Origin of the sequence: Lysobacter sp. GX 14042, assembly GCF_021390425.1 — a bacterium.
Classification (GTDB): domain Bacteria; phylum Pseudomonadota; class Gammaproteobacteria; order Xanthomonadales; family Xanthomonadaceae; genus Novilysobacter.
In genome coordinates this window covers 211,184-229,046 of the sequence record NZ_JAJUWY010000001.1, presented here as the reverse complement: position 1 = coordinate 229,046, position 17,863 = coordinate 211,184, and the positions used below count along the sequence as shown (strand labels likewise).

Annotated in this window: 23 protein-coding genes and 1 tRNA gene; 13 read left to right on the top strand and 11 right to left on the bottom strand. The window is 71.6% G+C overall.

The genetic code is table 11. The features are described from left to right. Positions 1 to 22 precede the first annotated feature (22 nt). Positions 23 to 1,534 (top strand): pseudouridine synthase, encoded by a 1,512-nt coding sequence (locus LY625_RS01105; protein ID WP_233737154.1) that lies wholly within the window; start codon positions 23 to 25, stop codon positions 1,532 to 1,534. A 60-nt stretch (positions 1,535 to 1,594) separates the two neighbouring features. On the opposite strand, the gene LY625_RS01100 is transcribed toward LY625_RS01105, so the two are convergent. After that, entirely contained in the window at positions 1,595 to 2,218 is a 624-nt protein-coding gene (locus LY625_RS01100) for a hypothetical protein (RefSeq protein WP_233737153.1), read from the bottom strand. Between the two features lie 167 nt (positions 2,219 to 2,385). Here LY625_RS01100 and LY625_RS01095 point away from each other — a divergent pair, with 167 nt between their 5' ends. Continuing rightward, positions 2,386 to 2,625: a heavy-metal-associated domain-containing protein gene (locus tag LY625_RS01095; protein WP_233737152.1), complete on the top strand. Its 240-nt coding sequence runs from the start codon at positions 2,386 to 2,388 to the stop codon at positions 2,623 to 2,625. A 1-nt stretch (position 2,626) separates the two neighbouring features. On the opposite strand, the gene LY625_RS01090 is transcribed toward LY625_RS01095, so the two are convergent. The 5 genes from LY625_RS01090 to LY625_RS01070 are packed head-to-tail and all read right to left on the bottom strand — an operon-like array spanning position 2,627 to position 7,254. Further along, positions 2,627 to 2,959 carry a thioredoxin family protein gene (locus LY625_RS01090; protein ID WP_233737151.1) on the bottom strand — a complete coding sequence of 111 codons (333 nt, stop codon included), beginning with the start codon at positions 2,957 to 2,959 and terminating at the stop codon, positions 2,627 to 2,629. Positions 2,960 to 2,963: 4 nt separating this feature from the next. After that, a complete protein-coding gene (locus LY625_RS01085; RefSeq protein ID WP_233737150.1) occupies positions 2,964 to 3,785 on the bottom strand; it encodes a slipin family protein in 822 nt (273 codons plus the stop codon). Continuing rightward, a complete protein-coding gene (locus LY625_RS01080) occupies positions 3,782 to 5,218 on the bottom strand; it encodes a nodulation protein NfeD (protein WP_233737149.1) in 1,437 nt (478 codons plus the stop codon). Before LY625_RS01080 ends, LY625_RS01085 begins: the two co-directional genes overlap by 4 nt. A gap of 57 nt (positions 5,219 to 5,275) precedes the next feature. Further along, positions 5,276 to 6,109, bottom strand: a complete 834-nt coding sequence (locus LY625_RS01075; RefSeq protein ID WP_233737148.1) for an amidohydrolase — start codon at positions 6,107 to 6,109, stop codon at positions 5,276 to 5,278. Then, positions 6,106 to 7,254: a pyridoxal phosphate-dependent aminotransferase gene (locus LY625_RS01070; protein ID WP_233737553.1), complete on the bottom strand. Its 1,149-nt coding sequence runs from the start codon at positions 7,252 to 7,254 to the stop codon at positions 6,106 to 6,108. Before LY625_RS01070 ends, LY625_RS01075 begins: the two co-directional genes overlap by 4 nt. A 137-nt stretch (positions 7,255 to 7,391) precedes the next feature. On the opposite strand from LY625_RS01070, the gene LY625_RS01065 reads away from it, so the two are divergent. Genes LY625_RS01065 through LY625_RS01015 form a run of 11 tightly spaced genes read left to right on the top strand, consistent with a single transcriptional unit; the run spans position 7,392 to position 15,874 of the window. After that, positions 7,392 to 7,886, top strand: coding sequence for a DUF3293 domain-containing protein (locus LY625_RS01065; protein WP_233737147.1), 495 nt, complete (start codon positions 7,392 to 7,394; stop codon positions 7,884 to 7,886). A gap of 41 nt (positions 7,887 to 7,927) precedes the next feature. Beyond that, a complete protein-coding gene (gene ccmA / locus LY625_RS01060) occupies positions 7,928 to 8,572 on the top strand; it encodes a heme ABC exporter ATP-binding protein CcmA (protein WP_233737146.1) in 645 nt (214 codons plus the stop codon). Continuing rightward, positions 8,569 to 9,249, top strand: coding sequence for a heme exporter protein CcmB (ccmB, locus tag LY625_RS01055; RefSeq protein WP_233737145.1), 681 nt, complete (start codon positions 8,569 to 8,571; stop codon positions 9,247 to 9,249). Before ccmA ends, ccmB begins: the two co-directional genes overlap by 4 nt. Before the next feature lie 7 nt (positions 9,250 to 9,256). Next, on the top strand, positions 9,257 to 10,042 hold the full coding sequence (locus tag LY625_RS01050) for a heme ABC transporter permease (protein ID WP_233737144.1): 786 nt from the start codon (positions 9,257 to 9,259) through the stop codon (positions 10,040 to 10,042). Beyond that, on the top strand, positions 10,039 to 10,203 hold the full coding sequence (gene ccmD / locus LY625_RS01045; RefSeq protein WP_233737143.1) for a heme exporter protein CcmD: 165 nt from the start codon (positions 10,039 to 10,041) through the stop codon (positions 10,201 to 10,203). Before LY625_RS01050 ends, ccmD begins: the two co-directional genes overlap by 4 nt. Next, the gene (gene ccmE, locus LY625_RS01040) at positions 10,200 to 10,676 is read left to right on the top strand and encodes a cytochrome c maturation protein CcmE (protein WP_233737142.1); all 477 of its coding nucleotides are present in this window, start codon (positions 10,200 to 10,202) and stop codon (positions 10,674 to 10,676) included. Before ccmD ends, ccmE begins: the two co-directional genes overlap by 4 nt. 3 nt (positions 10,677 to 10,679) lie before the next feature. Beyond that, positions 10,680 to 12,683 carry a heme lyase CcmF/NrfE family subunit gene (locus tag LY625_RS01035; RefSeq protein ID WP_233737141.1) on the top strand — a complete coding sequence of 668 codons (2,004 nt, stop codon included), beginning with the start codon at positions 10,680 to 10,682 and terminating at the stop codon, positions 12,681 to 12,683. Continuing rightward, positions 12,680 to 13,252 carry a DsbE family thiol:disulfide interchange protein gene (locus LY625_RS01030; protein WP_255703225.1) on the top strand — a complete coding sequence of 191 codons (573 nt, stop codon included), beginning with the start codon at positions 12,680 to 12,682 and terminating at the stop codon, positions 13,250 to 13,252. The genes LY625_RS01035 and LY625_RS01030 overlap by 4 nt, the downstream gene beginning before the upstream one ends. Positions 13,253 to 13,269: 17 nt before the next feature. Next, on the top strand, positions 13,270 to 13,707 hold the full coding sequence (locus LY625_RS01025; protein ID WP_233737551.1) for a cytochrome c-type biogenesis protein: 438 nt from the start codon (positions 13,270 to 13,272) through the stop codon (positions 13,705 to 13,707). Next, the gene (locus LY625_RS01020) at positions 13,707 to 14,720 is read left to right on the top strand and encodes a tetratricopeptide repeat protein (protein WP_233737140.1); all 1,014 of its coding nucleotides are present in this window, start codon (positions 13,707 to 13,709) and stop codon (positions 14,718 to 14,720) included. Before LY625_RS01025 ends, LY625_RS01020 begins: the two co-directional genes overlap by 1 nt. 17 nt (positions 14,721 to 14,737) lie before the next feature. Continuing rightward, a complete protein-coding gene (locus LY625_RS01015; RefSeq protein WP_233737139.1) occupies positions 14,738 to 15,874 on the top strand; it encodes a homoserine O-acetyltransferase in 1,137 nt (378 codons plus the stop codon). 74 nt (positions 15,875 to 15,948) lie between these two features. Here the strand turns inward: LY625_RS01015 and LY625_RS01010 are convergent. From LY625_RS01010 to LY625_RS00990, 5 genes are all read right to left on the bottom strand, one after another. Beyond that, positions 15,949 to 16,035, bottom strand: a tRNA-Leu gene (locus tag LY625_RS01010). 11 nt (positions 16,036 to 16,046) lie between these two features. Next, a complete protein-coding gene (locus tag LY625_RS01005; protein WP_233737137.1) occupies positions 16,047 to 16,319 on the bottom strand; it encodes a hypothetical protein in 273 nt (90 codons plus the stop codon). A 196-nt stretch (positions 16,320 to 16,515) separates the two neighbouring features. Further along, on the bottom strand, positions 16,516 to 16,923 hold the full coding sequence (locus LY625_RS01000) for a hypothetical protein (protein ID WP_233737550.1): 408 nt from the start codon (positions 16,921 to 16,923) through the stop codon (positions 16,516 to 16,518). 37 nt (positions 16,924 to 16,960) lie between these two features. Continuing rightward, positions 16,961 to 17,164: a PspC domain-containing protein gene (locus tag LY625_RS00995; protein ID WP_233737136.1), complete on the bottom strand. Its 204-nt coding sequence runs from the start codon at positions 17,162 to 17,164 to the stop codon at positions 16,961 to 16,963. 66 nt (positions 17,165 to 17,230) lie between these two features. Next, on the bottom strand, positions 17,231 to 17,848 hold the full coding sequence (locus tag LY625_RS00990; RefSeq protein ID WP_233737135.1) for a CDP-alcohol phosphatidyltransferase family protein: 618 nt from the start codon (positions 17,846 to 17,848) through the stop codon (positions 17,231 to 17,233). Positions 17,849 to 17,863 lie beyond the last annotated feature (15 nt).

Sequence of the window (17,863 nt, the reverse complement as noted above, 5' to 3'; positions counted from 1 at the left end):
CGGCCCCGTCGGAGCAGGAACAATGAACGAGCAACCCCGCAACAAGCTGACCCTCAAGCGCGGCGAGTCCGCACCCGCCACCCGCCTGGAAGAGCGCCTGCACAAGGTTCTCGCCCAGGCCGGCCTCGGCTCGCGCCGGGCACTGGAGCAGCGCATCGCCGATGGCCTGGTCAAGGTCAACGGTGAAGTCGCCCAGGTCGGCACCAGCATCGGCAGTGGTGACAAGGTGGAGATCGACGGCCGCCAGTTCGTCGCCAGCGCTCTGACCGAGCCGTCCCGGGTGCTGATGTACAACAAGCCCGAGGGCGAGGTGACCACCCGCGAGGACCCCGAGGGCCGACCCACCATCTTCGATGCACTGCCGGCCCTCAAGGGCTCGCGCTGGATCGCGATCGGCCGCTTGGACATCAACACCACCGGATTGCTGCTGCTGACCACCGACGGCGAGCTGGCCAACACCCTCATGCACCCCTCGCACGAGGTCGAGCGCGAGTACGTGTGCCGGGTGCGCGCCCCCGAGGGAACCGACGTCGTGCCGGACGAACTCGTCGACCGGCTGCGCCGCGGCGTGGCGCTGGAGGACGGCCCGGCGAAGTTCGACGAGGTCGAACGGGTGGGCGGCAGCGATTCCCACGACTGGTTCCGGGTGGTGGTCAAGGAGGGCCGCAACCGCGAGGTGCGCCGGCTGTGGGAGTCCCAGGGCTGCCAGGTCAGCCGGCTCAAGCGCGTCCGTTACGGCCGGGTCCCGCTGCCGCGCGAGCTGCTGCGCGGGCAGTCGATGGAGCTGGCGACCGAAAAGGTGGAGACGCTCCGCCGCGAGCTTGGCCTCGAGGACGGCGCGCCATCCGCGCTGACCCTGCAGCCGGTGATCGGACAGCGTCGCGCCGCCAAGTCGACCATCGACCTGAGCGGCCGCACCCGGGCGGCTCCGGGCTACGTCGACGGCCACGTCACGACCGCCGATGAAGGCCGCGAGCTGCGCCGCTTCGACAATCCGCGCGAGGACCGCGGCCGCCGCGGTGGCCGTGGCCGGCCCCAGGGGGCGCTGACGGTCAGCGGCGAGGCCGCCGCCCGGCAGTCGCAGAAGCCGTTCAAGCAGCGCAAGGACAAGCACAGCCGGGCCCTGCCGGACGGCAACCCGGCGGCCTTCCGTACTTGGTACGTGCCCGAAGGCGTGGAGACCGGCCCGGCCGGCCACCGCAACGCCGACGGCCGCAACCGCAAGCCGCACGGCGCCCGTCCCGGCCAGGGTGGCAAGCCCCGCGGCGCCGGCCCGGCACGGCCCTACGGCCACCCCGACAGCGCCCCGGGCGGAGCGTCCGACCGCGGCAGTCCCTACGGCGAACGTTCGAACAAGCCCCGCGGTGCGAAGCCGGGTGCGCGTCCCGGAGGCCCCGGTGGTGGCGGCCCCGGTGGCGGCAGGCCCGGTGGCCGACCGGCCGGAAAGCCGGCCGGAAAGCCGGCCGGCGGCGCCCGGCGCGGCCCGCCCCGCGGCAACCCTGGCGGCAACCGCGGACCGCGCGGCGGAGCCTGAGCCGCACGCAGCCAGAGCTGTCGGCGTGCCCGCGGGGGGTTCCCGCGGGCAACCCAGGCGTCAGCGGACCGGTTCGGCGTTCCCACCGGGCTCACCCGGCATCGGCCCTTCCTTCTCGCCGACCGCCGTGCCCTGTGGTGTGACCAAGTACCAGCTGCCCCAGTCGTCCCGAAGCTGATGGCCGCGGGCGTCGCCCACCGTCTGGTCGCCCACGTAGTGGTAGAGCGGATGGTTGTTGTAGGTCATCTGTTCGGTGCCGTCGGGCCGCCGGATGATGTCCACCAGCACCGGTGCCAGCGCCCCGTCGGTGGTGGGATCGCCGGTGGGCGGCATGACCGGCGCCCAGTCGCGCAGGCAGCCTTCGTCGCAGCCGCTGCCGTCGGCATCGCCTTCCAGCAGGTACACCGCGCGCCTGTTGCTGTCGACCACGTAGGCCGGGGCTGCCTCGCCGGCGGTGAACACGCCCAGGGTGCCGGTCACGTCCGTTGCATCGGTGACGAGCGTGCCACCCTCCCCGACCCGCGACGGGGTGGCGGGGTTGTCGGAACGCGTCGGGGTGGCCCGGGTCTGCCCGCTGTCGCCCGCCTGCTCCCCGATCCTGCTTTGGTCCCCGCCCTGCCCCCGGCTGCAGCCAACCGCCAGCACGACGGCTGCGGCCAACCCCAACATGATGTGCTTGCCCATATCGGCTTCTCCTGGCCGCCCGTGCGGCCGTCCGCGGGCAGGTTTGCATCCCCGGCGTGAGCGCCGCGGCTGCGTGGCCCCGGGCTGATCCGGATCAAGGCGGCCGCGGCCCCGGGCCACCATCCTGTATCCGCCCCGCAATCGCGGGATCCATCCAGGAGAGGCAGATGCTGTTCGAAGTCGAGGGAATCAGCTGCGCGAAGTGCAGCGACAAGATCCACCAGGCGCTGACCACGGTCGATCCCACCGCGCAGGTGGAGGTCGATGTCGATGCCGGCCGGGTAAGGGTCGAGGGCGTGCTGGCCAAGGAGCAGGCGATCGCCGCCCTCGGCGGCGCCGGGTACCCGGCGAAGAGCGCCAAGCCGCACAGCGGCGCGGGCAGCGACTGCTGCGGCGGCTGCTCCTGAGTCAGGACGCGGGGTCTATCGACTCCAGTGCCCCGGCGACCGCCCTGGCGGTGGTCGGCCGCACCAGCCGTGCCACCTCCGTCCCGTCGCGCATGAACACCAGCGTGGGCCACAGCTTCACCCCGAAGCTGCGGCCCAGGCGCCGGCCACGGCCATCCTCTACCTTGAGGTGGCGCACGCCATCGTGCGCCGCCATCGCCGCGCGCACGCCAGGCTGCGCAGCCTGGCAGTGGCCGCACCAGTCGGTGCCGAACTCCAGCACGACCGGCCCTTCCATCGCGTCCACCGCCTCGCGGTCGGGCGCATCGGCGGTGTACCGGGGCACGTAAGCCATGGGCTCAGGCCTCCGGCGGGCGGTTCCCGGTGCCGGCGGGCGCCGCGCCACGTGCCTGGTCGGCCAGCGTGGCCCCGCCGGCTAGCTTGCGCGACAGCGTCTCCATCAGGTCCATCGGCATCGGGAACACGATGGTCTGGCTGCGGTCGTTGGCAATCTCGGTCAGCGTCTGCATGTAGCGCAGCTGGATTGCGCGCGGGTCGGCGCCCATCAGGGTGGCGGCCTGGACCAGCTTCTCGGCCGCCTGCAGCTCGCCCTCGGCGTGGATGACCTTGGCCCGGCGCTGGCGCTCGGCCTCCGCCTGCCGCGCGATCGCCCGCACCATCGTCTCGTTGATGTCGACGTGCTTGATCTCGACGTTGGCGACCTTGATGCCCCAGGCATCGGTCTGCTCGTCCAGGATGGAGCGGATCTCGTCGTTGAGCTTGTCGCGCTCGGCCAGGATCTCGTCCAGGTCGTGCTGGCCCAGGACCGAGCGCAGGGTGGTCTGGGCGAGCTGGCTGGTGGCCTCGTAGTAGTGCTCCACGGCGATGATCGCCAGCTGCGGGTCGACCACCCGGAAGTACACCACCGCGTTCACCTGCACCGAGACGTTGTCGCGCGAGATCAGGTCCTGGGGCGGCACGTCCATGACGATGGTGCGCATGTCCACCCGGACCATCTGCTGCAGCATCGGCACCAGCACGATCAGCCCCGGCCCCTTGACCTTCCAGAAGCGGCCGAGCTGGAACACCACCGCCCGCTCGTACTCGCGCAGCACCTTGATGGAGCTGAAGAGCAGCATCGCCAGGACAATGAGGACGGGGAACACGGTGATCAGGTTCATGCGGGATCTCCTGGATGTCGGGGGTTGGGTTCCAGCGGCTCGACGCGCAGCACGAGTCCGTCGACGGCGATCACGCGCAGTTGCTGGCCGCGGATGACCGGAACGGCCGAATCGGCCTGCCAGACCTCGCCACGCGCGCGGACCCGGCCGCGGCCGTCGAAGTCCGAAAGTGCCAGCGCGGGCTGGTGCAGCAGTTCATCGATGCCGCTGACCACCGGCCGCCTGCGGGCGCGCGCCACGCCCCAGGCCGCGCCCATGAAGACCAGCGCGCTGGCGATCCCGAGTCCCGCCAGCAGCCGCCCGGACACGCCAAAGCCGGGAACATCGGTGTCATAGAGCATCAGCGATCCGACCAGCAGCGCGATCAGCCCGCCGATTCCCAGGGCGCCGAAACTGGGAACCGCGAACTCCAGACCCATCAGCACCACGCCCAGGGCGATGAGCGCCACCCCGGCGTAGTTCACCGGCAACACCTGCAGCGCGTACAGCGCCAGCAGCAGGCAGATCGCGCCGACCACGCCGGGCACCACGGCGCCGGGGCTGTAGCCTTCCAGCAGCAGGCCGTACATGCCCGCCAGCAGCAGCATGTAGGCGACGCTCGGGTCGGTCAGCACCGACAGCAGCCGGGCACGCCAGTCCGGCGCCACCGGGACCACCTCGGCGCCGGCGGTGCGCAGTGCCGTCGCGGCGCCCTCCACCTGCACCGTGCGGCCGTCGGCCGCCTCCAGCAGCGCGCCGATGTCGGGTGCCATGAGCTCGATGACCCCGGCCGCCAGGGCCTCGTCGGCGGTCATGGTCGCCGCATCGCGCACTGCGCGCTCGGCGAATTCGACGTTCCTGCCGCGCAGGTCCGCCAGCCCGCGCAGGTAGGCCACCGAGTCGTTGACCGCCTTGCGGCTCATCGGGTCGCCGGCCGGGGCGCCGTCGCTCCCGCCGTGGTCCGTGCCGCCTTCGGCTTCCGCTTCGTCGTCCGCACCATCGGCAGGACGCGCCGGGGCCGGACCTCCGCCCATCGACACGGGGGTGGCCGCCCCCAGCGACGTAGCCGGTGCCATGGCCGCCAAGTGGGTGGCATAGAGGATGTAGGTCCCCGCACTGGCGGCACGCGCACCCTGTGGGCCGACCCAGGCGATCACCGGTACCGGCGAGGCGAGGATGTCGCGGTTGATGTCGCGGGTCGCCGCGTCCAGGCCGCCCGGCGTGTCCAGCCGCAGGACGACCGCGGCGGCCCCCTCGGCCTCGGCCCGGCGCAGGCCGGACCGCAGGTATTCGCGGGTCGCCGGACCGATGCCGCCTTCGATCTCCAGCACCAGCACCGGCCCGGACGCGCCAGCGGCCGGCGCCGGCTGCGAGGCCGCCGGGGCGGTCACCAGCAGCCAGGCCGCCATCGCCAGCAGCATGCCGAACAGCACCGCGCGCGTGTCCGCCATCATCAGCCGTCCCGCCTCTGCACCCGCATGCACCGTACCACCGTGGCGGGGCGGCGCGCGTCAGCGCAATTCGAAGCGATCCGCGTCCAGCATCGCCGGAAACTTCTGCCGATGCCCGGCCAGGCCCGAGGCAAGCAGCGTGCTGGTGGCGACGACCTCCATGTCGCGGTACTCGCTGACCGGATCGCCCACGTAGTCGATGATCGCGCTGTCGCCGCTGTAGTCGATGCCATTGCCATCGTTGCCGACACGGTTGAGCCCGGCGACGAAGCACAGGTTCTCGATCGCCCGGGCGCGCAGCAGGACCTTCCAGGCATGGCTGCGGGCGGCCGGCCAGTTCGCCACGAACAGCGCCAGGTCGTAATCGAGCCCGCCCGGTCGCTCGACGTCGAAGCGGTTGCGGGCGAACACCGGGAAACGCAGGTCGTAGCAGACCATCGGGCAGATCCGCCAACCCCGCCACTCCACCGTCAGCCGGTCCCGGCCGGGGGCGTAGCGCTCGTGTTCACGGGCATAGCGGAACAGGTGGCGCTTGTCGTAATGCGACACCCCGCCATCGGGGGTGACGAACAGCATCCGGTTGTAGACCCCGCCCGCCTCCCGGATCTGCACGCTTCCGGTGATCGCCGCATCGGCCTGCCGGGCCTGGTCGCGCAGCCAGTCGAGCGTCGGGCCGTCCATCGTCTCGGCATCGTCGCCGGCGGCGTTGGAGAAGCCGCTGGTGAAGGTTTCCGGCAACACCACCAGGTCGGTCATGCCGCGTACCGAGGCCACCAGCTCGCCGTAGTAGCGGCGGTTCCCGTCGGGGTCGTGCCACAGAGTCGCGCCCTGCACCATCGAAACCCGCAGGTTGGTGGTCGGACTGGCGGCGTGGTCGGCCAGCTTGTCGGTCATAGCTTCTCGAGCCTCTCGATGGCGGCGTCCAGGGTGGAGGGGTTCTTGGCAAAGCACAGGCGCACCAGGCGCTGGCCGGCCGGGGGCGAGCGGTAGAACGGCGACAGCGGGATCGCCGCGACGCCGTGCTCGATGGTGAGCCAGCGGCAGAACTCGGCATCCTCCAGGTCGCTGACCTGCGAGTAGTCCACCAGCTGGAAGTAGCCCCCGGGCACCGGCAGCGGCCGGAAGCGGGTGCCCTGGAGCTGCTCGCGGAAACGGTCGCGCATCGGCTGGTAGAAACCGCCCAGGCCGCGGTAGTGCGCCGGCTCCTCGCGGATCATCCGGGTGAAGGCGAGCTGCGCCGGGGTGAAGGTGCAGAAGGTGTTGTACTGGTGGACCTTGCGCAGCTCGGTGGTCAGCGCCGGCGGGGCGACGCAGTAGCCGACCTTCCAGCCGGTGCAGTGATAGGTCTTGCCGAAGCTGGACACCACGAAGGCGCGCTCGCGCAGCCCCGGGTAGCGCAGCACCGATTCGTGACGCGCCCCGTCGTAGACGATGTGCTCGTAGACCTCGTCCGACAGCAGCAGGATCCGGGTGCCGCGCAACAGCGCCTCCAGCTGGCGCATGTCCTCCACCCCGAGCACCGCGCCGGAGGGGTTGTGCGGACTGTTGACGAGCAGCATCCGGGTCCGTGGCGTGATCGCCTGGCGCACCCGCTCCCAGTCCGGTGCGAAGCCCTGCGGGTCCAGCGGCACGTGGACCGCGGTGCCGCCGGCCATTTCGATCGCCGGCTCGTAGCAGTCGTAGCAGGGGTCCAGGACGATCACTTCCTCGCCCGGGTGCACGGTCGCCATCACCGCGTCCAGGATCGCTTCGCTGCCGCCGGAGGTGACGGTGACCTCGCTCGCCGGGTCGGGCCGGTACCCGTAGCAGTCCTGCGTCTTGTCGGCGATCGCCTCGCGCAGTGCCGGCAATCCGTGGGCCGGGGCGTACTGGTTGTGGCCGTCGGCCATCGCCTGCGAAAGCGCGCCGACCAGCCGCGGTGGCACGTCGAAGTCCGGGAATCCCTGGCCCAGGTTGACCGCGCCGTGCTCGGCAGCCAGCTGCGACATGACGGTGAAGATCGTCGTCCCAACCCTGGGCAGGCGCGACTCGGGCACCAGGGGGTCGATCCGGGGTCCGGTTTCAGCGGGCATCGGGTGCATCCGTCGGGGAGGGGCCCCGAGTCTACGAAATCCCCGCGCGACCGGCCCACAGGCACGTGCTTGCAGCCGGCACCGGGGCAAACGAAACTGCACCCATGCGTGAACTACGGGTCGTGGACGCGATGGAGCTGGCGGTCGCCTATGCGGCCGCCGGGTATGCGGTGGAGCACGAAGGGCGCGGGCACCCGGTGCGGGTGGGCCAGCCTGCCACCCCGCTGGAGGCTGCCCGGCCGGCGGCCCGGTACGCGTTCATCACCGCCTGGAACCCCGCCTCCGACCCGCGCCCCGATGATGCCAACGAGGCTGCCGACGCCCGGCTGGTCGCGCGCCTGGACGCCCTCGGCATCGAGCGTTCGCCGGCCCGGGCGCAGTCGTCCGATGGCCGCTGGCGCGAACCGGGCTGGCTGCTGTACGACGCCGGACAGGACACGCTGCTGGCCCTGGCGCGGGAGTTCGGCCAGGCCGGCGTGCTGGGCTGGGCGCGCGGCGAGCCAGTCCAGCTGTACATGCTCATGGGTCGCCCGGGGCGCCCCGCGCCGGACATGCCGGAGGCGGTCATCCGCTGGGTTGAAGAGCCCGCGACCGCGTAGACTGGTGGTTTGTCCGCCACCGCCTGCCCTGCCTGCCCCACATGACTTCCGAAGCTCCCCGGCCCACGCCGCTGCTGGACGCGCGCGCGCTGGGCTTCTCGCGCAACGAGGAGCCGGTGTTCGGGCCGCTGGACTTTGCCGTCGACGCCGGCGAGGCGCTGCTGGTGCAGGGCGGCAACGGGGCCGGCAAGACCACCCTGCTGCGCGTACTCGCGGGCCTGCTGCCGGCGGACGCCGGCGAGGTCGACATCGACGGCTTGCCGGCCGACCGCGACCGTCGCGCCCATGCCATCGCCTACCTGGGGCACCTGCCGGGGCTGAAGGCCGACCTGTCGGCAGTGGAAAACCTGCGGTTCCTGCGCGGCCTGCATGGCCGCCGGCGGGGCCAGCTGCCCGACAGCGCGCTGGCCATGGTCGGCCTCGGGGGCTACGAGGACGCCCTCGCCCGGCAACTGTCGGCGGGGCAGAAGAAGCGCCTCTCGCTGGCCCGGCTGTGGCTGTCGCCGGCCCCGCTGTGGCTGCTCGACGAGCCTTACGCCAACCTGGACCTGCAGGGCATCGAACTGGTCAACCGGATGGTCCAGGCGCACCTGCGCGGCGGCGGCGCGGCCCTGGTGACCACCCATGGTGCCTATGCCGCCCCGCCGGTCCGTACCCGCCTGCTGGAACTGGAGGCCCGCCGGTGAGCCCGGGCCTGGCCGGTTCGGCGCGCGCCCTGCTGGTGCGTGACTTCCGCCTGCTCTGGCGTCGCCGCGGCGACGCCTTCCAGCCGGCCCTGTTCGCCCTGCTGGTGGTGGTGCTGTTCGCGCTGGCACTCGGCGGCGAGGCCGACGCGCTGGCGGGCTCGGCCAGCGCGGTGCTGTGGGTGGCAGTGCTGCTGTCCGGCCTGCTCGGACTGGACACACTGTTCCGCGGCGATGCCGAGGACGGTTCGCTGGAGCAATGGATGCTGGCGCCGGTGCCGCTGGCGTGGCTGGTCGCGGTGCGCACGTTCAGCCACTGGTCGGCCACGGTCCTGCCGCTGGTCATCGCCACGCCCCTGCTGGGGGAGCTGCTGCACCTGCCAAGGACCGAGCTGCCGGTGCTCCTGGCATCACTGGCACTGGGCACACCGCTGCTGAGCCTGCTCGGGGCGGTGGTCGCCGCGCTGACCGTCGGCATGAGGCGCTCCGGTATACTTCTGGCCCTGCTTGCCCTGCCTCTCTACGTCCCGGTGCTGGTGTTCGGGGCGGGCAGCGTCGCGGCCCACGCCCAGGGACTGGACCCGGCCGGCGCGCTGCTCCTGCTCGGCGCCGGCCTGGTGCTGGCACTGGTGCTGGCGCCCCTGGCCGCCGCGGCCGCGATCCGGATTGCGTTGAGCTGATCCCTGAATGAATCCTCTGGCCCTCTGGTTCCACAAGCTCGGCTCCCCGCCCTGGTTCGACCGCTTCGCCGCCCGCTGGGCCGGGTGGGCCTTCCTCGCCGGCGCGCTGGTGATCGGCGTCGGCCTCTGGGGCGCGCTGTTCGAAGTGCCCGCCGACTACCAGCAGGGCGACAGCTTCCGCATCCTCTACATCCACGTTCCCGCGGCGTGGATGAGCATGGCGGTGTTCGGGATCATGGCCGTCCAGGCGACGATCGCGCTGGTCTGGCGGATCAAGCTGTGCGAAGTGCTGGCGATGGCCTGTGCGCCGATCGGCGCCGCCTTCACCCTGATCACGCTGGTCACCGGCTCGATCTGGGGCAAGCCGATGTGGGGCACCTGGTGGGACTGGGACCCGCGGTTGACGACCGAGCTGATCCTGCTGTTCCTCTACCTGGGCGTGATGGGCCTGTACAACGCCATCGATGACCGCCGCGCCGCCGCGCGCGCGGCCGGATTCCTGGCCATCGTCGGCGTCGTGCTGCTGCCGGTGATCCGCTACTCGGTGGTGTGGTGGAACTCGCTGCACCAGGGCCAGACCGTGCGCGTGTTCGGCGAATCGTCCATGGACCCGAGCATGATCTGGCCGTTGTGGTGGGTGGTGATCGGCACCAAGTTCTGGTTCGTCGGCTCGCTGCTGCTGCGCGCACGCGCCGACAACCTGCGCCGCGAGGCCGGCAAGGCCTGGGTGGCCAGGCTGGCGGCAGACCGGCCAGAGGCCACCAGGCCGGCCGGCCGGGAGCCCGCGCGATGAGCTACCTGGGCTACGTCATCGCCGCCTACGCGGTGTTCCTCGTGGTGCTGGCCTGGGACGCGGCCGCCGGCTACTTCCACGTCCGCCGCGAACTGCGCGCCGCGCGCCGCCGTGCCGCCCGGCAGGCGCCCGCCCCCTCCCCCGGAGAACTGCAACGATGAACCCGACCCGCCGCCGCCGCCTTGCCTGGGTGCTGGCGCTCGTCGCCGCCGCCGCGCTCGCCGCCACCCTGGTGGCCATGGCGCTGTCGCGCAACGTGGCCTACCTGTACACCCCCAACGAGGTGCTCTCCGGCCAGGCGGGCCCGAAGGTCGCTTCCGGCGAGGCCCGCTTCCGCCTCGGCGGCATGGTCGCGGAGGGCTCGGTGGGTCGCCAGGAAGGCTCGCTGGAGTCCACCTTCGCGGTCACCGACGGCGATGCACGCATGGACGTGACCTACACCGGGATCCTCCCGGACCTGTTCCGCGAGAACCAGGCGGTGGTCGCCACCGGCCGGATGCAGGACGGGCGTTTCGTCGCCGAGGACGTGCTGGCCAAGCACGACGAGACCTACATGCCGAAGGAAGTCGCCGACAAGATGGGCCAGGCCCACGCGAAACACGACGTCGACGACGCGTCCGGCGCGGGGCGGTAACCGATGCTGCCCGAGCTTGGCCAGGTCGCCCTCATCCTCGCGCTGCTGGTCGCCGCGTTGCAGGCGGCGCTGCCGCTGGCCGGAGCGCATCGTGGCGTGCCGGCCTGGATCGCGGTGGCGCGCCCGGCCGCCCACGCCCAGCTGTTGCTGGTCGGGCTGGCGTTCCTCGCGCTGACCGCGGCGTTCGTCGGCCAGGACTTCTCGGTCGGCTACGTGGCGCAGAACTCCAACTCGCTGCTGCCGGTCGGCTATCGCTTCACCGCGGTCTGGGGCTCGCACGAGGGCTCGCTGCTGCTGTGGGCTCTGGTGCTGGCGCTGTGGACCTCGGCGGTGGCGGCCTTCTCGCGCGGCCTGCCGGCGCCGGTCATGGCGCGGGTACTGGGGGTGATGGGACTGGTGGCGGTGGGTTTCCTGGCGTTCCTGATCTTCACCAGCAATCCGTTCGAGCGCCTGCTCCCCGCCGCGGCCGAGGGCCACGACCTCAACCCGCTGCTGCAGGACCCGGGGATGATCATCCACCCGCCGATGCTGTACTTCGGCTACGTGGGTTTCGTGGTGCCGTTCGCCTTCGCCATCGCCGCCATGCTGGGCGGCCCCGAAGTCCGTGGCGAGGGCGAGTGGCGGCGGTGGCTGCGCTGGACCCGGCCGTGGACCAACATCGCCTGGGCCTTCCTCACCCTGGGCATCGCCCTGGGCAGCTGGTGGGCGTACTACGAACTGGGCTGGGGCGGCTGGTGGTTCTGGGATCCGGTCGAGAACGCCAGTTTCATGCCCTGGCTGGTCGGCGCGGCCCTGATCCACTCCCAGGCGGTGACCGAAAAGCGCGGCGCCTTTCGCGGCTGGACCCTGCTGCTGGCCATCGCCACCTTCTCGCTGTCCCTGCTGGGCACCTTCCTGGTGCGCTCGGGGGTGCTGACCAGCGTGCATGCGTTCGCCGCCGATCCGGCCCGCGGCATGTTCATCCTGGTCTTCCTGGGCATCGTGGTGGGCGGCTCGCTGGTGCTCTACGCGTTGCGCGCGCCCGCCGACGGGGACGGCAAGCCGTTCGCCCCGGCCTCGCGCGAGACCCTGCTGCTGCTCAACAACCTGCTGCTGTCGACCGCCTGCGCGATGGTGCTGCTGGGCACCCTGTACCCCTTGCTGGCCGATGCGCTGGAGCTGGGCAAGATCTCCGTCGGCCCGCCGTATTTCTCGCTGCTGTTCATCCTGTTGATGGCGCCGCTGGTGGCGCTGGTCCCGTTCGGTCCCCTGGCCCGCTGGCAGCGCGACCAGCCCTCGCGAGTGATGGCGATGCTGCTGCCGTGGCTGGTGCTGGCATTGGCGGGGGGCGTGATCGCCTTCTTCCTGGCGCCGCAGGGGCCGTGGAAGGTCGCCGCCGGCATCGCCGGGGCCCTGTGGGTCGGGCTGGGCACGCTGCGCTTCGTGTGGTCGCGCCTGCGCCCCGCCAGCGGCACCCGCGGCCGGCTCACCCCGGAAATGTGGGGCATGACCCTGGGCCACCTGGGGCTGGCGGTGTTCCTGGTCGGCGCCTTGCTGGTCGAGGGCATGCAGGTCCAGCGCGAGGTCGCGGTGCGCCCGGGGGAACTGGTCGACCTGGGTGCCTACGAGTTCCGCCTGGTCGGCGTCGGGCAGTATCCCGGCCCCAATTACGTGGCGGACCGCGGCACCGTGGAAGTGCTGCGCGACGGCGTCCCCTATACCGTCCTGCATCCGGAGAAGCGTGCCTACGCCGCGGGCGGCCAGGTCATGACCGAGGCGGCGATCGAGCGCGGCGTCACCCGTGACCTGTTCGTCGCCCTGGGCGAGCCGCTGGGCGACGATGCGTGGGCGTTGCGGATGCAGATCAAGCCGTTCGTGCGCTGGATCTGGGCCGGTGCGCTGCTGATGATGCTGGGCGGCTTCGTGACCGCGACCGACCGGCGCTTCCGCGTGGCCCGCGCGCGCGGCACCGGCGCGCCGCCCCGGCCGGCATCCGCCCCGGAACCCGCCACCGAGAGCGCGACATGAATCCTGCCCCCGTCCCGTCCCGCCGTTCCGCCGCCCGCTGGCTGCCGCTGGCCGCCTTCGCCCTGCTGGCGGCCTTGCTGTTTGCCGGCGTGATGCTCAGCCGCAACCAGGACCGGGAGGCCCTGCCCTCGCCGCTGATCGGCAAGCCCGCCCCGGCCTTCGAATTGCCGGTGCTGCACGAGCCGGGACGCCTGGTGTCCTCGCAGGAGCTGGCTGGCGAGCCCTACCTGCTCAACGTCTGGGGCAGCTGGTGCCCGGAATGCCGCATCGAACACCCGGTCCTCACCGGCTTCGCCGAGACCCGGCGCATGCGGGTGATCGGCTACAACCTCAAGGACGAGCACGCCGACGCGCTGCGCTGGCTGGAACAGTTCGGCAACCCGTACTGGCTGGTGCTGACCGACTACAGCGGCGAGAAGGCCATCGACTGGGGCATCTACGGCGCACCGGAAACCTTCATCGTCGACGGCGACGGAATCATCCGCTGGAAACACGTCGGCCCGGTCACCGACGAGGTCATGCAACGCGACCTGCTGCCGGTGGTCGCCATGCTGGAGGCGGAGCGTTGAGCCGGTTCTCCGTGGCCATGGCCGCGCTGCTGGCGGCAGCCGCGCTGCTGCCGCCGCCCGCGCGCGCCCAGGTGGTCGACCTGGCGCCACTGGAGTTCCGCGATGCCGCGGAGGCCGAGCGTTTCCATGACCTGGCGGTCGAGCTGCGCTGCGTGAAGTGCCAGAACCAGTCGCTGGCCGATTCCGACGCGGCGATCGCCCGCGACCTGCGCAACGAGGTACTCGGCCTGATCCGCCAGGGCCGCAGCGATGCGGAGATCAAGGACTACCTGGTGGCCCGGTACGGCGAATTCGTGCTGTACCGCCCGGCGATCCAGGCCAGCACCTGGCTGCTGTGGTTCGGCCCCGCGCTGCTGCTGCTCGGCGGGGCCGGCTTGGTCGCGTGGACCGTGAGCCGGCGCGCGCGGGCACTGCCGCGGTCCGCGTCCCGGCCGGCCGACGAGCAGGAGTGGTGATGGCGATGTTCGTACTGGCCAGCGTGGCGCTGGTCGTCGTGGTGCTGGCCTGGGTGTTGCGGCCGCTGTGGCGCATGCGCCCGGCCGCCGGCGCCGGCATGCTCGTCCTGCTGGCGCTCAGCGCCGGCCTGCTCTACCTGCAGGTCGGCACGCCGCGTGCCCTGGACCCGGCCGAGCGCGTGGCTCCGGTGACCCTGCAGCAGGCAATCGCCCAGCTGGAGGCCGAGCTCGAGCGCGAACCGGCACGGGTGGAAGGCTGGCGGCTGCTGGGCCGCGCCTACCTGGCACAGGAGCGCGCCGGCGATGCCGTAGAGGCGTACCACCGGGCACTGGCGCTGGCCCCCGATGCCCCGGTCCTGCTGACCGAGATGGCCGAGGCGCGCGCGCGCGCGGCCGCGGACCGGCAGTTCGACGCCGAGGGCATCGAACTGCTGGAACGCGCTCTCGCCAGCGACCCGTCGCAACAGCGTGCACGCTGGTTCCTCGGCATCGCCAGGCGCCAGGCCGGCGATGCCGCCGGCGCCGCGGAAACCTGGCAGCCGCTGCTGGCCCAGGTCGACGGGGCAACCGCGGCCAGCCTGCGCACCCAGATCGACCAGGCCCGCGCCGATGCCGGTCTCGATCCGCTGCCCGCGCCGGAAGCCGCCACCGCCACCGACGCGGCGGCGGTGGCGGTCCGGATCAGCGTTTCGCTCGACCCGGGCCTGTCCATGCAACTGCCCCGGGGCGCGAGCCTGTTCGTCATCGCCCGGCAGCCAGGCGGCCCACCGATGCCGGTGGCGGTGCGCAAGCTGCCGCTGGCGATGTTCCCGATGCAGCTCACCCTGACCGATGCCGACAGCCTCATGCCGACCATGAAGCTGTCGAGGCTCGACCAGGTGGAACTCAGCGCCCGCATCTCCGCCAGTGGCGATGCCACTCCGCAGCCCGGCGACCTGGAATCCGCCCCGGCCACGGTCGCGACCGGTCCCGAAACCGCGGCCGCCCTGCTGATCGACAAGGTGGTCCGGTAACACGCAAGGAGGCATGCATGGCCGAGTTCATCCCGCCCGGAACCCGCTGGATCGACCTGCCGGCGCAGTTCCCGATGCGCCGCGGCGGCACCCTGCGTGGTGCGCGCATGGCCTACGAAACCTGGGGCACGCCGGCACCCGGCGGCGGCAATACGGTCCTGATCCTCACCGGCATGTCACCGGATGCCCATGCCGCGGCGAATCCCGGCAACCCGGAGCGCGGCTGGTGGGAACCGATGCTGGGTCACGGCGCGCCGATCGACACCGACCGTTGGCACGTCGTCTGCGTCAACACCCTGGGCAGCTGCAAGGGTTCGACCGGTCCCGCCTCGATCAATCCCGCGACCGGCGAACCGTACCGCCTCGACTTCCCCGAGCTTTCGATCGAGGACTGCGCCGATGCCGCTGCCCATGTGGTGCGCGAACTGGGCATCGGGAAGCTGGCCTGCGTGGTCGGCAACTCCATGGGCGGCATGGTCGCGCTGTCGCTGCTCGCCCGGCGCCCTGGCATCGCGCGCACCCACCTCAACATCTCCGGGGCGGCCCGGGCGTTGTCCTGGACCATCGCGATCCGCTCCCTGCAGCGTGAGGCGATCCGGCTGGACCCGCACTTCGCCAACGGCCGCTATGACGATGGGCACTACCCCGAATCTGGCATGCGCATGGCCCGCAAGCTGGGGGTGATCACCTACCGCTCGGCGCTGGAGTGGCATGGCCGCTTCGGCCGGGTGCGGTTGGATGCCGACCGCATGGACGATGAGCCATTCGGCATGGAGTTCGAGGTTGAAAGCTACCTGGAAGCGCATGCGCGCCGCTTCGTGCGCAGCTTCGATCCCAACTGCTACCTGTACCTGAGCCGGTCGATGGACTGGTTCGACCTGGGCGACCACTGCGCCGAGCGGCCCGGCGCCGCCAGCGATGCCCACACCCTGGCCGGGCTGGAGTCGATCCGGGTGGAGAAGGCACTCGCGATCGGCGCCGAGACCGACATCCTGTTCCCGGTCGAGCAACAGCGGGCAATCGCCGAAGGGCTCGCCGCCGGCGGCGCCCAGGCGCGCTTGTTGTCGATGCCCTCGCCCCAGGGCCACGACGCGTTCCTGGTGGATTACGCGCGCTTCGGACCGGCGGTGCGCGGCTTCCTCGACTCCATCTGATCCGCAGCGCCACCGGTGGCCCAGGGGCTGCAATGCAGGAAGGCCCGCCGGCAAGGGCGGGCCTCCAGGCATCGTGGTGCCGAAGGTGGGACTCGAACCCACACGGTTTTAAGGCCGGCGGATTTTGAATCCGCTGCGTCTACCAGTTCCGCCACTCCGGCGCGGCCGGGGATTATACCTCCGGATCGAATGCGCGCGAGTAGCCCATGGCGCGCACCGGGACCCGCGGTGGCTCGCCGACGCTTGCCTGCAGGGTCAGCCGGTCGGCACGGTCGTAGATACGGATGCCGACACTGGTGCGGTGGATCCGCGCCAGCTTCAGTGCGGCCAGCCGGGCCGCGGACGAGGCACGCATGAAAGTGGGATAGCGCTGCTCGCTGGCAGGGTCGTCAAGGTTGCGACCGCCGGCGCAAGCCGCGTCGTGGAGCTCGATCCGATACTTCATCAGGCGCCTCGCAGCAAAGAAAAGTGCCCCGGTGCCGGCGCCTGGCTCCATGCGTTCGTGTCAGCCGCCTTCCCGGGCGGCCCGAATCGGCCTGGGCAGCCGGGGCGCAGGCATGATCGCGGCCGCCGGCTTCCGGCGCAGTCGGCCGGAGACCCGTCGGGCGGTAGGAATTTTCCTACCCGGGCGCGCCCGCCACTCAAGGCCGCGGCCATGGCCACCAGCCGGCCCCGGTCGCCGCGTAACGGTCGGCGGCCCGCTCGAAGCGGTTGCGCACGCCGATGCCGCCGCACAGCAGGTACAGCGGCAGGAACAACGGCCCCAACACCATGTACTGCAGCACGTGCGCACGCTCGTGGTCGGCCAGCACCACCGGCGGCGCATCGCTCCGCCCGGCACGGCAGGCATAGGTGCGGCATGGCACCTGCAGGCCATGGCCGGTGTTGAGGATCACGTTGCCCAGCGTCAGGGCGCCGCCCGGTCCCCACGGGTAGCGGTTGAACACCAGCGCAAGTTCCGCCGGTTGCCAGGCTGCGCGGGCTCCCGCCGCCATTGCGCCAACGCCGAGCAGCAGCCCGGCGAGGGTATTGGGCAGCGTCCACGCCATTCCCGCCACCAGCAGCAGGCGCGCCACCGTCGGCGGCTCAGGCGAGGTTGCCTTCGTCGGGCATCAGCAGCCACAGGATCAGGTAGACCAGGATCCCCGGGAAACCCGCCGAGAGGATCGACACCAGTACGAAGACCACCCGCAGCAGGTTGGAGCTCCAGCCGAAGCGACGGGCGATCCCGCCCATCACGCCGGCGATCATGCGGTCACTGCGGGAACGGATGAACGGTCGTGCACTCATGCAGGGGCTTCCGGTATTCGACTGCCGGGAGTCTCTCCCGCCGCCCGTGATGGATGCGTCGCCCGCTCAGGGCTTGGGGATGCGCAGGGTCTTGCTGATCATCAGCGTCCCGGACAGGGCGAACATCAGCACCAGCGGATGGAACTGCCACGGGCCCAGCTTCCACATGCCCAGCCACAGGTCCGCACCGATCGCCCCCTTGCCGGCCGCGATCCACAGCACCACCACCAGCGCCAGGCTGGTGGGAATCGGCGTGCCCTCGAAGTACTTCACCTTGCCCTCGTCACCCGACAGCTGCTCGGCGGTGACGTTGTAGCGGGCCAGCCGGCTGACCCCGCAGCCGACGAAATAGCTCAGCACCACCCAGTCCCAGCCACCCTGCAGGCCGCAGGCGTAGCCCAGCGCGGCGGGCGCCACCCCGAAGGAGATCACGTCGGCCAGCGAATCGAGCTCACGGCCCAGGGTCGACGCGGACTTGCGCCAGCGTGCGACCCGTCCGTCCACCGCATCGAACACGAACGCCAGCGGGATCAGGGCCATGCCGACCATCAGGTCGGCCACCCCGCCCTCCTGCAGGAAACGCATGGCGGCGAAGATCGCCCCGGTGCCGCAGAAGGCGTTGGCAAGGGTGAACCAGTCGGCGAGATGGAACTCGCGGAACATCGAGAAATGACGGCGCGGCATGCGGGCGTCCCCGGA

Coding starts and splice junctions, on each gene's coding strand:
- LY625_RS01085 (WP_233737150.1), bottom strand. CDS start 3,785: ATGAACCTGATCACCGTGTTCCCCGTCCTCATTGTCCTGGCGATGCTG.
- LY625_RS01065 (WP_233737147.1), top strand. CDS start 7,392: ATGCGTGAACTACGGGTCGTGGACGCGATGGAGCTGGCGGTCGCCTAT.
- LY625_RS01020 (WP_233737140.1), top strand. CDS start 13,707: ATGGCGATGTTCGTACTGGCCAGCGTGGCGCTGGTCGTCGTGGTGCTG.
- LY625_RS01005 (WP_233737137.1), bottom strand. CDS start 16,319: ATGAAGTATCGGATCGAGCTCCACGACGCGGCTTGCGCCGGCGGTCGC.
- ccmE (WP_233737142.1), top strand. CDS start 10,200: ATGAACCCGACCCGCCGCCGCCGCCTTGCCTGGGTGCTGGCGCTCGTC.
- LY625_RS01015 (WP_233737139.1), top strand. CDS start 14,738: ATGGCCGAGTTCATCCCGCCCGGAACCCGCTGGATCGACCTGCCGGCG.
- LY625_RS01030 (WP_255703225.1), top strand. CDS start 12,680: ATGAATCCTGCCCCCGTCCCGTCCCGCCGTTCCGCCGCCCGCTGGCTG.
- ccmD (WP_233737143.1), top strand. CDS start 10,039: ATGAGCTACCTGGGCTACGTCATCGCCGCCTACGCGGTGTTCCTCGTG.
- LY625_RS01100 (WP_233737153.1), bottom strand. CDS start 2,218: ATGGGCAAGCACATCATGTTGGGGTTGGCCGCAGCCGTCGTGCTGGCG.
- LY625_RS01025 (WP_233737551.1), top strand. CDS start 13,270: ATGGCCGCGCTGCTGGCGGCAGCCGCGCTGCTGCCGCCGCCCGCGCGC.
- LY625_RS01080 (WP_233737149.1), bottom strand. CDS start 5,218: ATGATGGCGGACACGCGCGCGGTGCTGTTCGGCATGCTGCTGGCGATG.
- LY625_RS01075 (WP_233737148.1), bottom strand. CDS start 6,109: ATGACCGACAAGCTGGCCGACCACGCCGCCAGTCCGACCACCAACCTG.
- LY625_RS01095 (WP_233737152.1), top strand. CDS start 2,386: ATGCTGTTCGAAGTCGAGGGAATCAGCTGCGCGAAGTGCAGCGACAAG.
- LY625_RS01105 (WP_233737154.1), top strand. CDS start 23: ATGAACGAGCAACCCCGCAACAAGCTGACCCTCAAGCGCGGCGAGTCC.
- LY625_RS01090 (WP_233737151.1), bottom strand. CDS start 2,959: ATGGCTTACGTGCCCCGGTACACCGCCGATGCGCCCGACCGCGAGGCG.
- LY625_RS00990 (WP_233737135.1), bottom strand. CDS start 17,848: ATGCCGCGCCGTCATTTCTCGATGTTCCGCGAGTTCCATCTCGCCGAC.
- LY625_RS01035 (WP_233737141.1), top strand. CDS start 10,680: ATGCTGCCCGAGCTTGGCCAGGTCGCCCTCATCCTCGCGCTGCTGGTC.
- LY625_RS01050 (WP_233737144.1), top strand. CDS start 9,257: ATGAATCCTCTGGCCCTCTGGTTCCACAAGCTCGGCTCCCCGCCCTGG.
- LY625_RS00995 (WP_233737136.1), bottom strand. CDS start 17,164: ATGAGTGCACGACCGTTCATCCGTTCCCGCAGTGACCGCATGATCGCC.
- LY625_RS01000 (WP_233737550.1), bottom strand. CDS start 16,923: ATGGCGTGGACGCTGCCCAATACCCTCGCCGGGCTGCTGCTCGGCGTT.
- ccmA (WP_233737146.1), top strand. CDS start 7,928: ATGACTTCCGAAGCTCCCCGGCCCACGCCGCTGCTGGACGCGCGCGCG.